This window comes from Rahnella aceris, assembly GCF_011684115.1.
Classification (GTDB): Bacteria; Pseudomonadota; Gammaproteobacteria; order Enterobacterales; family Enterobacteriaceae; genus Rahnella; species Rahnella aceris.
On sequence record NZ_JAADJV010000001.1, the window covers coordinates 288,649 to 302,616 of the forward strand.

Here is a 13,968-nt window from a genome sequence, read left to right on the forward strand (position 1 = left end):
CGGGACAAGAAAAATGTCAGGTCAGCCTGCGACCAGCCAGGAAACCAGCGCCAGAAACGCCAGCCCGAAACCCGCCCAGGTGGTGCGGGAAGTTTTAAGAAAGCGCAGACGGGCGACGCTGTTCTCGATGAGCGCCACCACAAATACCGCGATCAGCAGTTTCACCAGACACAGCACCACGGCGGTCAGCAACGTCAGCGGCGTGAGTTGCTCCGCCAGTCCGAACGGGAAAAACAGACCAAGGAATAGCTGCAACACCACCAGTTGTTTCAGGCTGATGCCGATTTTCAGCACGCCCAGCGCCGCGCCGGAGTATTCGGTCAGCGGGCCTTCCTGTAATTCCTGCTCGGCTTCCGCCATGTCGAACGGCAGCTTGCCCATTTCGATATAGGTCGCGAATGCACAGGCCAGACCGGCCAGAACGAGTGTTAAGGAAGACGACAGCGGCCAGTGCAGAACACGGGCGGCAATGGCGCCAAGCGAGGTGGAACCGGCGACCAGCGCCGCAATCCACAGCCCGAGCAGCAGAATGGGCTCGACCAGCACACCAAGCACCGCTTCACGGCTGGCGCCGATGCCGGTGAAGGTGCTGCCGGTATCCAGCCCGGCGATGGCAAACACAAAACGCACTATGGCAAACAGATAGATGACCGTGATCAGATCGCCTGCCGCGCCCAGTGGCGACGCCAGCGTCACCACCGGCAGGGCGGTGGCGATCACCAGTAAGCCGCCGGTCAGCAGGTACGGCATGCTGCGAAACGCCGCACCGGCCGCGGCGGGTGCGACACTCTGGCGGGTCAGCAGTTTGGTGATATCACGGTATTCCTGTAACACGCCGGGTCCCTGACGGTTGTGCATCCGTGCGCGCATTACGCGGCTGAATCCGGCAAACAGCGGCGCGAGCGCCAGCAACGCAATCGCCTGAATCAGCGCCAGCGGCCACAACGAACCCGCGAGTAAGAATGAAGTGTTCATAGTCAGTTCCTCAGGCAAAAGCCACGACCAGCAACACGGCCAGTTCGATGAAAGCCAGACGACGGCAGAAGGCACCCAGCCAGCCACGGTGCAGCGCGGCCACCAGCGGAGCCGGTGTCATGTGCTGACGCAGGCGATAAAGCGGGGCAAACATCACGCGCAGCGGTTGGGCAAAACTCGTCGCTGTCACCACCATGTCAGCGGAATGGCCGTAGCCACAGGCCCAGGCATCGCCGCGTGAACGGTTTGGCAGACGGGAACCGCGCAATACCGTGGCGGCAATCCACGGCAGCAGCGGCATGCCCAGCAGCAGAATGGCGACCATCGGCGCGGATACCGCAGACGTGGCGGAGAACGCCGCGCCATGTCCGGCGGCCTGTAAAACAGGCACGTTCAGCACTGAGGCGGCAACGGCGGAGAAGTGCGGAATCAACCACGGCGAGGCGACACCGAAAACCACACACAACAGCGCCAGCAATACGCTGCTGAGTGTCATCAGTCGCGGGGCAGGCGTGGCGTCTGCCGCCGCCGGACTGCGTGGTGTGCCTAAGAAAGTGACGCCGAAAACTTTGGCAATACACATCAGCGCCAGCGCACCGGTCAGGGCCAGACCGACCGCCAGCAGCGGCCCGAGCAGACGTGCGATAAACACGTGACCCGCACTCAGCTGGAACAGCGACTGATACAGCAGCCATTCGCTGGCAAAGCCGTTCAGCGGCGGCAGGGCAGCCATCGACATCAGGGCAATCAGCATCGACACGGCGGTCCACGGCATCAGACGGGCGATCCCGCCGAGTTTTTCCATGTCCTTAATGCCGGTCTGCATTTCGATTTCACCGGCACCGAGGAACAGCGCGGTTTTAAACAACCCGTGATTAAACAGGTGAAACAATCCGGCCAGCAGGGCGAGCGAAGCCAGCAGCGGCAGATTCAGCGCCACGCCCACCATGGCGCCGCCGATGCCGAGCAAAATAATCCCGACGTTTTCCAGCGTGTGATAGGCCAGCAGACGGCGGATATCGTGCTCCATCAGCGCGTACAGGCCGCCGATAAATGCGGTCAGGATTGCCAGAAGCAATACCATCAGGCCCCACCAGAGTGGCGGTGCGCCGAGCAAGTCCAGACCGACTTTTACGATGCCAATAATGCCGATTTTCATCAGCGCCGAAGAGAACAGGGCAGCGGCGTGGGCGGGGGCGCTGGAATGCGACTGCGGCACCCAGGCGTGCAGCGGGATAATCCCGGCGTAGAGTCCGAAACCGGCCAGTGCCAGCAGGAAAGCCAGCGATCTAATGCCTGGCGTAAACGTGGTGTGGCGAAGAACCTCAAAATCCAGACTGCCGCTGGCGTGATGCAGCAGCGCAAACGCCAGGATCAGACACAGCGTGCCGAGGCGGCCGGATAAAAACTGATTCAGACCGGCACGGCGGCTTTTCACATCGTCGGCTTGTACGATCATGAAATACGCACACAGCGCGGCCATTTCCATCATCAGGATCAGTTCAGCCGCATTGGCGGAAATCGCCGCGGCAGTCAGCGCCGCCAGCAGCAGATTGCATAACAACCCGGTACGGGCGCGCTGGCGCGGACGGGCATTCGCCAGCCATGCGCAGGCATACAGGCTGCTGAACAAGGCCGTTACCGACATCGCCAGTAACAACAATGCATTCAGCGGGCTGAAGCTGGCGCGGTAAGGCAGAACCGGCAGTGTAAGGGTCACCGGTGCGCCACTGTTAACCATCTGAATCGCAGCGATAATAACCGCCACGGATGCCACCATGCTGCCAGCGCCTGAAATCAGGCTGCTTAATTTCGCGGCTCCTGCCAGTAACCCGCAGATAATGCCGCTGAAAACCCAGACCAGCAGCGCCAGCGTCAACAGTGATGCCGGATCCAACGTTAATAGTGCCGTCATTGTTTGGCCTCCGTGTCAGGCGCACTAAAGGATGTCAGCCCGGCCGGGAATACATTCATCGCATTCAGGCGTTTTTGCTGGCTGGCATTTTCAGACAGACTGGCCGTGATAAGCCGGATGGCCTGTGTGGGACAGGTCTTGATGCATGCCGGACCCTCAGGGCTGAAACTGCATAAATCGCATTTCACTGCCACCGCGCGAACCCCCGGCACACAATCCAGGAAAGGGCTGATCGCACGTGGCGGGCGCGGCGCGGGCAGCGCTTTTGAGGTGTTACAGTCGACGGGCATGTCCAGCGGCGTGCTGCCGGAAAAGGTGATGGCACCGAACGGGCAGGCAAGCCCGCACAGTTTGCAACTGACGCAGAGGCTTTCATTGAGATGAATCGCGTCGTTTTCACGGGTGATAGCATTAACCGGACACACCTGCGCGCAGGGGGCATCTTCACACTGGTGACACATCACCGGCGCGGAATCCAGACGGTTTCGCATCACCTGCAAACGGGGGGCAGATTGTAAACCGTGACGCTGGTGTTCCTGCGAACAACTGGCCATACAGGTATTGCAGCCAATACAAAGTTTCGGATCAGCTATCACATATTGATTCATGGCATTTTTAAAGCTCATGAAGTCTCCTTGGTATTTCGTCAAAGGTGACGAAATCGGCACTTAAATTGACATTTCGACATTTATGTCGGAATAGATCCCAGTAAAAAAACGGCAATGAAAAACATTCCTGTTATGCCGGTGTGATAATGTATTTCTGAATGTAAATCAGGCGTGGTCGAGTAATTTATCGAGTTGCGAATGAATGGGCTGATTAGTTTTCAGTGAGTCAAAAATACACTGATAAATAGCCGATATTTTATTGAGATAATGTTCCAGCACGGCGTTCTTATCTTTAATATCCACGGTGCCATCAACCCGGCCTTCTTCACTCAGCGTGGCGTGTGCAAACGCTCTGAAGTCGGATTCTTCACCGCTGTGCGCCATGTTCAGGCTGTAAACGATATCCTGACTGTAGAAGTCGTCGCTGAGATGAATACTGACGGAAAAATGGTTAAACAGGGTGAAGCGGATATCCTGATCTTCGCCGCAACTGAATTCATGGTTTATCTTTTTATTTGAATGGGTTATGGCCTGTGTCAGGCTGTTCCGATACAGGCGCCATTGTGATTTCAGATGGCTGTTTTTGCTGGCTATATAATCCGCTTTACTGGTCAGTTCGCTGAGAGTGCTCATTGTCATTACCCGTTATTGAGGTGTGCGTAGGTGCCTTTCCGGTCCGTCTTTATGCAGAAAGTGACGACGAAAATACGGCGCATACATCCCTGCTGGCATAAAACGTGCCAGTTTCCGGTTTTGTTTAATAACTGCTTTATTATTAAAAGGTTAAGATATTTAAAACCTGTGTGCCCGGTCGCATGAAAAACATAATGACATGTCGATGACACGGTATTTCGACATATATGACGGACTGCGCCGGGATTATTTCGCTATCCGGTTTTCTTCTCCGTGTCTCCGTGTCGAAAAATTGTGGCATCAATATTGCTACTTACCTTCCCATGCGCTGTTTATTAATCTCCTGACGGAGAGGGAAATAATGCACGAGATTACGTTGTGCCAGAACGCCGTGGAAATAATGCAACAGTTTGGACGGCAAAATAATGCCCGGAGAATTACGGCGGTATGGATGGAAATTGGCGCGTTTTCCTGCGTCGAACCTGAAGCGGTGCAATTTTGCTTCGAACTGGCGTGCCGCGAAACGCTCGCTGAAGGTTGTGAATTGCATCTCCACACACCGGCGGCAGAAAGCTGGTGCTACACGTGCCAGCAGGACATCACTTTACTCAGCCCCGGCGTGCTGCTGTGTCCGCACTGTGGCGGACGTGATGTGCGGGTGGTGGCCGATGACGGCATGAAAATTAAACGAATCGAAATCGAATAACGGGCACCCGATGTGCCCGGGGAGAAAGCTATGTGCAGTACCTGCGGTTGTGCCAGCGGCGAACTTCGTATCGAAGGCGTCAGCCCTGAACACACTCATCACCATTCCCATGATCACGATGATTCACATGAGCATCGCCACGGTCTGCCGTTTGCACCGCGACGCCTGGTGGACATCGAAATGGACGTGCTGGCGAAGAATAACCATATCGCTGCCCATAACCGCGAGCATTTTGCGGCGGCGGGCATTCTGGCACTGAATCTGGTGTCCAGCCCCGGCTCCGGTAAAACGACCCTGCTGACCAGCACCCTGACCCGGCTGGCACCGTATTTCGACTGCGCGGTGATAGAAGGCGATCAGCAAACCACTCACGATGCCGATCGTATCCGTGCCACCGGCGTCCCGGCGATCCAGGTGAATACCGGTAAAGGCTGCCATCTGGACGCGCAAATGGTTCATGATGCGCTGCATCAGCTGTCGCCAAACAATAACAGCCTGTTGTTTATCGAAAATGTCGGCAATCTGGTGTGTCCGGCCAGTTTTGATCTCGGTGAATTGCACAAAGTGGCGGTGCTGTCCGTCACGGAAGGCGAGGACAAGCCGCTGAAATATCCGCATATGTTTGCCGCATCGCGCCTTATGGTCCTCAATAAAATCGACCTGTTGCCGTATGTCAGTTTTGACGTCGAAGCCTGTATTGCCAATGCGCGCCAGGTCAATCCGCAGATTGAAGTGATCCGGCTTTCTGCCACTACCGGCGAAGGTATGGAGCAGTGGCTGGCCTGGCTGGAGCAGCAACGATGTGCATAGGCATTCCGGGACAAATCGTCGCGCTGCATGACCAGCAGCCTGATCACGCCTGGGCAGAAGTCTGCGGTCTGCGCCGCGAAGTGAATATTGCGCTGGTGTGCGACGGCCAGCCACAAACGCTGATCGGCGGCTGGGTGTTAATCCACGTCGGTTTTGCATTGAGCAAACTTGATGAACAGGAAGCACAAGAAACGCTGGCTGCGCTGCACGCGATGGAAGAAGTAGAAGCCGATGTCGCCCTGTTTCTCGGTGCGGGAGAGGCCCGATAATGCGTTTTGTTGATGAATTCCGTGATCCGAAACTGGCGAAAACGCTGATTGAACGGCTGCATCAGCGGGCGGCATTACTGCCTTACACCGCTGAAAAACCCATGCAGATTATGGAAGTGTGCGGCGGCCATACCCATGCCATTTTCAAATTCGGGCTGGATAAACTGCTGCCCCCGCAACTGGAATTTATCCACGGGCCGGGGTGTCCGGTGTGCGTGTTACCGATGGGGCGTATCGATGCCTGCTGTGAAATTGCCGCACATCCCGACGTGATTTTCTGCACCTTTGGCGACGCGCTGCGCGTGCCCGGCAAGCAAGGCTCGCTGTTGCAGGCGCGCGAACGGGGTGCCGATGTGCGTGTGGTTTATTCCCCGCTGGATACGCTGAAACTGGCCCGTGCAAATCCGGCACGTCAGGTGGTGTTTTTCGCCCTCGGTTTTGAAACCACGCTGCCGGTTACCGCTGTCACGCTGCAACAGGCACGGCGCGAACGTCTGCCCAATTTCAGCGTGTTCTGTCAGCACATCAGCCTGATGCCGACCTTACGCAGCCTGCTCTCGCAGGATGATGTGCGGATTGATGCTTTTCTGGCTCCCGGTCACGTCAGCATGGTGACGGGCACCGCACCTTATCATTTCATCAATGAAGAATTCGGCAAGCCACTGGTGATCAGCGGCTTTGAGCCACTCGATATGCTGCAAAGCGTGCTGATGCTGGTGGAACAAGTTTGCGAGGCATCGTGTAAAACGGAAAACCAGTATCGCCGCGTGGTGCCGGAAGAGGGTAACCTGCTGGCACAGGAAGCGATGCGCGAAGTGTTTACGCTTGCCGGTAGCAGCGAGTGGCGCGGTCTGGGCGTGATTGAAGCCTCAGGGATTTCCCTGGCCCCCGCCTATGCCTCATTTGATGCAGAGCGGCGCTTTAACCCGCAGGCACAACCGGTAGCGGACGATCCCCGCTCCCGTTGCGGTGAAGTGCTGACCGGGCGCTGCAAGCCGCATGAGTGCCCGCTGTTTGGCACCGCTTGTACGCCACATAATGCATTTGGTGCGCTGATGGTGTCTTCTGAAGGTGCGTGCGCGGCGTGGTATCAGTACCGGCATCAGGAAACGGCAATGGCGGATAAACCGCAGCAAAAGCATCAACAGCAGAAGGTAAGTCAGGATGAGTGATCGCAAAGAAGTCGTCACAATGGCGCATGGCAGCGGCGGCCGCGCCATGCAACAGATGATCGAACAGATGTTCATCAGCGCATTTGATAATCCCTGGCTTAACGAACGGGAAGATGGCGCACGATTGTCACTTGCCAGCCTGAGTGCACAGGGCGACCGGCTGGCGTTTACCACGGACAGTTACGTGATTGATCCCATCTTTTTCCCCGGCGGCAATATCGGCAAGCTGGCGGTGTGCGGCACGGCAAACGATCTGGCGGTCTGCGGGGCGACACCCGCCTATCTTTCCTGCGGTTTTATTCTGGAAGAAGGGTTAGCGCTGGATGACTTACAAAAAATAGTCAGCGCGATGGCGCAGACCGCGCATGCTGCGGGCATTGCCATTGTGACCGGCGATACCAAGGTCGTGCAGCGAGGTGCCGCCGACAAAATCTTTATTAATACCGCCGGGATCGGCGTGATCCCAACGGCCGTTAACTGGGCCGCCGGTACGATAAAAGCAGGCGATAAAGTGATCGTCAGCGGGACGCTCGGCGATCATGGTGCGGCGATCCTCAATCTGCGTGAAAAGCTGGGGATGGATCTGGGCGTGGAAAGTGACTGCGCGGTGCTTGCGCCGATGATCGCACCACTGCGACCGCTGGCTGGCGTGCATGCCTTACGTGATGCCACGCGCGGCGGGGTGAATGCGATTTTGCATGAATTCAGCGCCGCCAGTGGTTTTGGGATATGTATCGACGAAACCGCGTTGCCGGTGAAACCGGCTGTGCGTGGCATCTGTGAATTACTGGGGCTGGAACCGCTGAATTTTGCCAATGAAGGCAAACTGGTGATCGTCGTGTCGGACCGGGCTGAAGAGCAGGTGCTGAACCTGTTACGCAGCCATCCGCTGGGCGCTGATGCGGCGACTATCGGCGAGGTGACGATAAGTCCGCAGGTGTGTCTGCGCGGCGCGCTGGGTGTTTCCCGCCAGTTAATGTTGCCCCATGCGGAGCCATTACCCCGCATTTGTTGATCTCGTCAGGGGAGCGCGCCGCCGCGAAGGCGTAAACTTTCTTAATCGTTTCTTCAAAAACGCTTTACATCAAAAGCCAGAGCCCACGGTATGCAGAGTGCAACAATGAGCACCACAAAACACAAAGGATTACTGGAACTGACGCGCACATTGCTGCTGCAACAGAACATGACTTCGCTGCTGGAAACCCTGACGCAAGTGGTTCAGAGCGCCGGTATTGCGGAGGCTGTGACGCTGGTGTTGTTCGACAATAACAGCGAACGCGTCAGTTTTTATGGCATCGATCCGCATCATCAGCCGGTCAGTTATGAAGATGAAACGCTGCTGGCGACCGGGCCGCTACATGCCTTACTGAGCAATCCTAAAACGCAGGTCTGGCGCAGCGAAGCGTTGCATCTGCGCTATCCGCAACTGGCGGCGCTGAACCTGTATCCGGCGTTTACCGATTATTGTCTGGTGCCTCTGCTGGCCTCTTCCGGCTTGCTGGGGGGCTGTGAGTTTACCCGTCAGCACGCGACCCCGTTCAGTGAGGAAGACAAGAACGGTCTTTATGAGCTTTGTACGCTGGCGGCCATTGCGGTCGAACAAATCCAGTTGCGCGAAAACGCCTCGCTCCAGCAATCCCTGCTGCGCCATGAACGTGACGATTTCCGCATTCTGGTGGATATCACCAACGCCGTCCTGTCCAAGCTGGATCTCGACGAACTGACCGGCGAAATCGCCAAGACTATTCACCATTTCTTTCACATTAATGCCATCAGCATTGTGTTGTGTGATGCCGATAAAGACAGCGAACAGGCCAGTGTTTACGCGACACATTATGTGCAAACGCACGTCGCGGAGCGTGAACAGTCGCGCATGACGCTGGAGGGTTCCCTGGAACAGCAGGTGATGAAAAATGGCGAAATGTTGCTGACTAACGTGCGGTCCGCCGAAGAACCGGATAACGATGAAAGCACGTTGTTCCAGCTGTTATGGCGGGATCAGACCAAAACCCTGTGCATTCTGCCGTTACGTTTTGGTCATAAAACGCTGGGGGTGTTGAAACTGGCACAGTGCCAGCCGGATAACTTTAATTCCGCTAATCTGCGCGTGTTGCAGCAGATCGCCGAACGCATTGCGATTGCCGTGGATAACGCACTGGCCTATCAGGAAATTAAAAGCCTGAAGGAAAAACTGCAACACGAAAACCTGTATCTCACCGAGCAGATAAACAGCAATAACCCGGATTTCAGCGACATTGTCGGCCGCAGTTCCAGCATGTCGGCGGTGCTGAAACAGGTTGAGATCGTGGCGAAAAGCGACTGTTCTGTGCTGATCCTCGGCGAAACCGGCACCGGTAAAGAGCTGATCGCCCGTGCGATCCATAATCTCGGCGATCGTCGTGATCAGCGCATGGTGAAAATGAACTGCGCGGCCATGCCTGCCGGATTAATGGAAAGCGATTTATTCGGCCATGAAAAAGGCTCGTTTACCGGGGCTACCGCTCAGCGGATGGGGCGTTTTGAACTGGCTGATAAAGGCACCTTATTTCTCGATGAAGTGGGTGAAATTCCGATTGAACTGCAACCCAAGTTGCTGCGCATTTTGCAGGAGCAGGAGTTCGAGCGTGTCGGCGGCAATAAACTGATTTCGGTGGATGTGCGGATGATCGCTGCGACCAACCGCGACCTGTGCCAGATGGTTGCCGATAAAGAATTCCGCAGTGATTTGTATTACCGGCTGAATGTGTTCCCGATTGTCATCCCGCCGTTGCGTGAGCGACCTGAAGACATTCCGCAACTGGTGAAATTCCTGACCTATAAAATCGCCAAGCGCATGAAACGCACCATCGACAGTATTCCCGCCGAGACCTTGCGTTTATTAAGCCGGATGCCCTGGCCGGGCAATGTGCGTGAACTGGAAAATGTTATTGAACGCGCTGTGCTGCTGACCCGCGGAACGGTGCTGGATTTACAACTTCCTGAGCTGAATTATCCGTTGCCGGTGTCTCAGCCGGAGAGGGTGATGCCCGCGCCTGATACTGCGCCCGCCCCGCATTTGAATGAGGAAGACGAGCGCGAACGTATTCTTCAGGTACTTAAGGAGACCAACGGCGTGGTCGCCGGTCCGCGTGGTGCGGCACAACGTCTGGGGTTAAAACGTACGACGTTGTTGTCGAGAATGAAAAAATTGGGGATTGCCGCGCATTAACCGGGTCAGACTGCTTTTACCGCACCGGACAATGAAATATGGCCGATGCGGTAATGCTGCCCGTCGCCTGCCAGCGGATTTCTCCCCGCCGTAAAATGGATTTTCTTCCAGTTTGTCGTGTCCCAGGCGGTGACGTCGATAAGTCTGTCGCTCACCGTTTGCTCACTGAATGGCGCAAGGTCACTGAACGGTGCGATATCCGTTATCTCTCTTTTCGCATATACCGCCTCCGCGACGTTTCCGCTGACATGTGCCGTCAGCACCGGATAAACCCGGATCTGCGGCCAGCCGAAGGCGCCGGCGACGCCCTGAAAACCTGCACCTGAAATAAAACGGTTCATATCTGATACGTCCTGCCACAGGTAAAACGGCGCGTAGATATTTTCTGCGCTGCCGGTTTGCAGGCAGTTGCGGCGGGCATAGAGATAGGTTTTGAAAATAAGCCCTGCAAAACCGTCCGTCCGATATCCGTTATCCGCAATGCGCTTTTCAATAATGCCCATGTCGTAGTCCGCAGGCAGGGTAAAACTGTATTGCATGGCAATCATGACCGGGCTCCTTGCGCAATTCTGAACATTTCACCGTGACTGAACGACCAGTCTTCCGGCTGTGTAAAACTCACCACCACCATCACATCAGCCTGAGAAATTCCCAGTGTGAGGTGTAATTTTTCGGCCAGATGGTGGAACAGTTGCTGTTTCTGATAACCGTTACGCGGTTTGCCTGCGGTGATGTGAAACAGCAGAAAATCGTCTGAACGCCGGTCATTTTCACCGGCTAAATAGGTCGGGTTGATCACCCGCTGGTGGCGGCTGACCGGTTCGAATAACTGAAAACAATCATCTTTGGGCACGGAAAAGTGATCAACCAGCGCTTCCTGTAATATGGCTGAAATGGCATCCTGCCAGGCATCCGCGCGGTGGGCTGGTAAAGAAATTCGGCTAAAAGGCATCGGTTGTTCCTCCGGTTACGGGGCGCGGGTTACTGGTCATTGAGAGCGGCGAAGCGGCTCAGGGCGGATGCCGCTGCGGGCCAGCCGGCATAAAATGCCAGATGGGTGATCACTTCTGAAAGTTCGGCCTGTGAGACCCCGTTTTTTACCGCCAGGCTCAGATGAAAAGGCAGTTGTTCAACGCGATTGAGGGCAATCAGTGCGGCAACGGTGATCAGGCTGCGATCACGCGCAGACAATTCATTTCTTTTCCACAGATCGCCGAACAGCACCTGTTCCGTCAGTTCCGCAAATTTGGGCGTCAGACGCGCCATGGTATCCAGCGTCTGTGTTTGGGACGAGGTCGTGCTCATATCAGGCTCCTTTTTGTCGGTGTGAAAAGGAGCATAAGGCGTTATGATTATCCTGAATATCGAAAATAACAGCAGCATTAGTCCATAAAAACGGGATGATTAAGCATGGCGAAAAGACCGGTCACTTTTGATTCAGAAGCCTTGCGCAGTTTTGTTACCGGCATTGAGCTGGGGAGTTTTGTGCTGGCCGCCGACCGGCTGGGACGCTCCACATCTGCCGTCAGCGCGCAGCTGAAAAAGCTGGAGCAACAGGCGGGCACGGAGCTGGTACAGAAATCCGGACGGCACCTGATCCTGACCGGACGCGGCGAAGTGATGCTGAGTTATGCGCGGCGGATCCTCAGCCTGAATGATGAGGCCAGCGCTGTGCTGCTCGCCAGTACGCTGAGCGGCAGCCTGAACCTGGGCATGCAGGAGGATTTCGGCGAAACCCTGTTACCGGCCATTCTCGGCACATTCACCCGCGCACATCCGCAGGTGCAGGTTTCCGCCAGTATTACCCGTAATCAGCAATTGCTGGACGGGATCCGGCATAACGAGTTTGATCTGGCGGTGTGCTGGCAGGCTGATGAAACGCCACTTTTCCCGTCAAGCCGCTCGCTCGGACGGATACCGCTGCGCTGGATTGGCCCTGAAAGTTTCGACCTGAATCACTATCAGGAAACCGGCGAACCGGTGCCCCTGCTGGTGTTCGAAGCGCCATGCCTGATGCGGAATGCCGCAACGACGGCGCTGGATAACGCCGGTATTGCGTGGCGGATAGCCTTCACCAGCCGCAGCCTGAGCGGGATTTGGGCGGCGATGTCGGCGGGGCTGGGGGTGACTGTTCGTACGGATTTCGGTATGCCATCAACCGTACGGATTTTGCAGGAATTGCCCGCGCCGGGTGAGGTGGGGATCAGCCTTCATCAGAGCCTGACGCCCCCGGGCGAGGCGGCCGCCAGCCTGAGAGAGTCGATTGTCGGCTTCTTTACGCAGCAGCACTGAGCCGCTGTGACTATTTTTTAGCCGGTTGCTGACGATAATGTTCCAGACGTTCGCGAAAATAAGCGCGCAGATGTTCCGGCTGCTCCATCTCCACTTCATCTGCGTTGACCGGCAGATGGTTGCGCTCACGCACCACGACAGTCCCGGCCGCCAGCCCGGCGCTGACTTTATCCATTTCCTCTTTACTCAGCCCTGCGAGTGCTTTGTTCATGGTTTCTCCTTTTGATTGTTCTGTTAGGTTGTCGGGCAAAGCCTCTATTCTACTGCGGTTCCGGCCAGTGTCTTTAACATGCCGTCTGCGAAATACGTCTCCAGCAACGCCGGGTCGGTTTTCTGATGTTCCGATGAAAGAAATTTGGCAATAGCGTTGCGATCATCTTCTCCCCAAATAAAGATTTTATCGGGATGATAAAAAGCATGTTTTTTTATTGAGGCATTATTGGTGATCAGTTTCTTATTAAAAGCCATGGCTTCGAGAGCACGCAGCGTTAATCCGCATTGATCCGGCTTGTTGATCTCAAGAACGACAGAAGCGCGTTTCAGCTTTTCAATATTTTGCTGATAACTGATTTTCTGATTGATACAACAGTCCGGGTAATCCGGGGTTCCGTTGCAATCGCCCACCAGATAAAAGTCGGTCTGGCAGTGATTCTGGCGCAATACCGGTGTCAGGTCGTTAATGAGTTTTGCCCGATAATCATCAAACCCGCCGACATAAAAGCAAGAGCCGGATGACGGCGTATTTGCCGGTTCCGATTGCCACGCAGCCATGTTATGGCGGGTGAACGGCAAAAACTGGTCAACATAAGAAAGTCCGTATTTCCGGCAATCTTCGGGATCAAAACTGTAAATAACATCAAAAACAGCGGTGACCCGGTCGAGATAATTTTCGTCATGGGAAAGTAATTTCAGCCGACGTCTTTTAGACGTAAGCGCGGCCACTGAGTCGCGCAATACCAATATTTTTTTGCATTTGAGCAGGGAAAGTAAATCCAGCATCAGAAATGCGCTGTAGCCGTTACAAATGATGATGTCGCTTTCACGCACGTGGCGGAACTTAATAGCAATCTGAAATTTCCGGTGCCAGTGTTTGAGCCGCTTTCCCGGCAGCAAAGAGTGGACAGATTTAAAGTGTTTTTTGACGTGATAAATCGTATGCACATTAAATTCTTTTTTCAGTGCAGAGGTCATCATCCGTTCGTACTCTGAGTTCCATTCGATGAAATGTATTTTCGGTGGTTGCGAAAGATAGTTTTTCATTGTTTCTCCCTTTATGACCAAAGTTTAGCATTTTCAGTGCATAAAAGTGTTGATGCGGCCTGGAAAGCCATCCCATCTCACAACGGGTTTACAAAATCGCCAAAAACAGGCCATTATTTA

16 protein-coding genes are annotated in these 13,968 nt (G+C 55.2%); 7 read left to right on the top strand and 9 right to left on the bottom strand.

Annotated features, from left to right (window positions below; all coding sequences use genetic code 11):
- Nucleotides 1-21: 21 nt before the first annotated feature.
- The 4 genes from GW591_RS01435 to hycA form a co-directional block, all read right to left on the bottom strand.
- A complete protein-coding gene (locus GW591_RS01435) occupies nt 22-975 on the bottom strand; it encodes a respiratory chain complex I subunit 1 family protein (RefSeq protein ID WP_153374876.1) in 954 nt (317 codons plus the stop codon).
- A 10-nt stretch (nt 976-985) separates the two neighbouring features.
- Nucleotides 986-2,890 carry a proton-conducting transporter transmembrane domain-containing protein gene (locus GW591_RS01440; RefSeq protein ID WP_166859973.1) on the bottom strand — a complete coding sequence of 635 codons (1,905 nt, stop codon included), beginning with the start codon at nt 2,888-2,890 and terminating at the stop codon, nt 986-988.
- The gene (locus GW591_RS01445; RefSeq protein WP_015689513.1) at nt 2,887-3,516 is read right to left on the bottom strand and encodes a 4Fe-4S dicluster domain-containing protein; all 630 of its coding nucleotides are present in this window, start codon (nt 3,514-3,516) and stop codon (nt 2,887-2,889) included. The genes GW591_RS01440 and GW591_RS01445 overlap by 4 nt, the downstream gene beginning before the upstream one ends.
- Before the next feature lie 147 nt (nt 3,517-3,663).
- Nucleotides 3,664-4,131, bottom strand: a complete 468-nt coding sequence (gene hycA, locus GW591_RS01450; RefSeq protein WP_166859975.1) for a formate hydrogenlyase regulator HycA — start codon at nt 4,129-4,131, stop codon at nt 3,664-3,666.
- Between the two features lie 361 nt (nt 4,132-4,492).
- On the opposite strand from hycA, the gene hypA reads away from it, so the two are divergent.
- The 6 genes from hypA to flhA all read left to right on the top strand — a co-directional run bounded on the left by hypA (nt 4,493) and on the right by flhA (nt 10,296).
- The gene (gene hypA / locus GW591_RS01455) at nt 4,493-4,837 is read left to right on the top strand and encodes a hydrogenase maturation nickel metallochaperone HypA (protein ID WP_013574488.1); all 345 of its coding nucleotides are present in this window, start codon (nt 4,493-4,495) and stop codon (nt 4,835-4,837) included.
- 30 nt (nt 4,838-4,867) lie between these two features.
- A complete protein-coding gene (hypB, locus tag GW591_RS01460; RefSeq protein ID WP_166859977.1) occupies nt 4,868-5,647 on the top strand; it encodes a hydrogenase nickel incorporation protein HypB in 780 nt (259 codons plus the stop codon).
- Entirely contained in the window at nt 5,638-5,916 is a 279-nt protein-coding gene (hypC, locus tag GW591_RS01465; protein ID WP_013574490.1) for a HypC/HybG/HupF family hydrogenase formation chaperone, read from the top strand. The genes hypB and hypC overlap by 10 nt, the downstream gene beginning before the upstream one ends.
- Nucleotides 5,916-7,088: a hydrogenase formation protein HypD gene (gene hypD / locus GW591_RS01470; RefSeq protein ID WP_013574491.1), complete on the top strand. Its 1,173-nt coding sequence runs from the start codon at nt 5,916-5,918 to the stop codon at nt 7,086-7,088. The genes hypC and hypD overlap by 1 nt, the downstream gene beginning before the upstream one ends.
- Nucleotides 7,081-8,103, top strand: a complete 1,023-nt coding sequence (gene hypE / locus GW591_RS01475) for a hydrogenase expression/formation protein HypE (protein WP_013574492.1) — start codon at nt 7,081-7,083, stop codon at nt 8,101-8,103. Before hypD ends, hypE begins: the two co-directional genes overlap by 8 nt.
- 105 nt (nt 8,104-8,208) lie before the next feature.
- Nucleotides 8,209-10,296, top strand: coding sequence for a formate hydrogenlyase transcriptional activator FlhA (gene flhA / locus GW591_RS01480; protein ID WP_379671728.1), 2,088 nt, complete (start codon nt 8,209-8,211; stop codon nt 10,294-10,296).
- 5 nt (nt 10,297-10,301) lie between these two features.
- Here the strand turns inward: flhA and GW591_RS01485 are convergent, their stop codons facing one another.
- From GW591_RS01485 to GW591_RS01495, 3 genes are read right to left on the bottom strand one after another with little or no spacing between them, the layout of a single operon-like run.
- Nucleotides 10,302-10,844: a DUF4865 family protein gene (locus GW591_RS01485; protein WP_013574494.1), complete on the bottom strand. Its 543-nt coding sequence runs from the start codon at nt 10,842-10,844 to the stop codon at nt 10,302-10,304.
- Nucleotides 10,841-11,248: a tautomerase family protein gene (locus GW591_RS01490; protein ID WP_013574495.1), complete on the bottom strand. Its 408-nt coding sequence runs from the start codon at nt 11,246-11,248 to the stop codon at nt 10,841-10,843. Before GW591_RS01490 ends, GW591_RS01485 begins: the two co-directional genes overlap by 4 nt.
- 29 nt (nt 11,249-11,277) lie before the next feature.
- A complete protein-coding gene (locus GW591_RS01495) occupies nt 11,278-11,601 on the bottom strand; it encodes a carboxymuconolactone decarboxylase family protein (protein WP_013574496.1) in 324 nt (107 codons plus the stop codon).
- Between the two features lie 105 nt (nt 11,602-11,706).
- Between GW591_RS01495 and GW591_RS01500 the strand changes: the two genes are divergently transcribed.
- Entirely contained in the window at nt 11,707-12,588 is an 882-nt protein-coding gene (locus tag GW591_RS01500) for a LysR substrate-binding domain-containing protein (protein WP_166859981.1), read from the top strand.
- Between the two features lie 10 nt (nt 12,589-12,598).
- Here GW591_RS01500 and GW591_RS01505 read toward each other — a convergent pair whose 3' ends face one another.
- Both GW591_RS01505 and GW591_RS01510 read right to left on the bottom strand, forming a co-directional pair.
- Entirely contained in the window at nt 12,599-12,799 is a 201-nt protein-coding gene (locus GW591_RS01505) for a DNA polymerase III subunit theta (RefSeq protein ID WP_166859982.1), read from the bottom strand.
- A gap of 44 nt (nt 12,800-12,843) precedes the next feature.
- Nucleotides 12,844-13,848 carry a hypothetical protein gene (locus tag GW591_RS01510; protein ID WP_166859984.1) on the bottom strand — a complete coding sequence of 335 codons (1,005 nt, stop codon included), beginning with the start codon at nt 13,846-13,848 and terminating at the stop codon, nt 12,844-12,846.
- Nucleotides 13,849-13,968: the final 120 nt, after the last annotated feature.